This window comes from Streptomyces sp. DH-12 (assembly GCF_002899455.1).
In the GTDB taxonomy this organism is placed as follows: Bacteria; Actinomycetota; Actinomycetes; order Streptomycetales; family Streptomycetaceae; genus Streptomyces.
In genome coordinates this window covers 1-609 of sequence record NZ_PPFB01000009.1, presented here as the reverse complement: position 1 = coordinate 609, position 609 = coordinate 1, and the positions used below count along the sequence as shown (strand labels likewise).

The following is a 609-nucleotide window of genomic DNA, read 5'->3' as shown; positions in this document are numbered from 1 at the left end:
GGCTCCACCGGCCGGCCCAAAGGCGTCGTCATGCCCGCGGGCGCGCTGGTGAACCTGCTGGAGTGGCACCACGACGCCGTCGGTGGCACACCCGGCACGAGGACCGCTCAGTTCACGGCCATCAGCTTCGACGTCTCCGCCCAGGAGATGCTGTCGGCACTGATGTTCGGCAAGACCCTGGTGATCCCGGACGAGGACGTCAGGCGGGACGCGGCCCGGTTCGTCGAGTGGCTGGACGAGCACGAGGTGGAGGAACTGTTCGCGCCCAACCTCGTGGTGGAAGCCGTCGCCGAGGCCGCCGTCGAGCAGGGACGCGCGCTGCCCCGGCTGCGGGTCATCGCCCAGGCGGGCGAGGCGCTCACATTGAGCCGCGTCGTCCGTGAGTTCCACACCTCGGCACCAGGGCGCGTGCTGCACAACCACTACGGGCCCACCGAGACCCATGTGGTCACCGCCCACACCCTGAGCGACGCCCCCGACACCTGGCCGCTCACCGCGCCGATCGGCCGGCCGATCACCGACACCCGCGCCTACGTGCTGGGTCCGGGGCTGGAGCTGGTGGCGCCCGGTGTGGTGGGAGAGCTGTACATCGCGGGGGCCGGTGTGGCC

General features: G+C 71.6%; 1 protein-coding gene. It reads left to right on the top strand.

Annotation, left to right across the window (positions count from 1 at the left end; genetic code table 11):
- On the top strand, nucleotides 1-609 hold a 609-nt coding region (locus C1708_RS33585; RefSeq protein ID WP_157951324.1), incomplete at both ends, for an AMP-binding protein.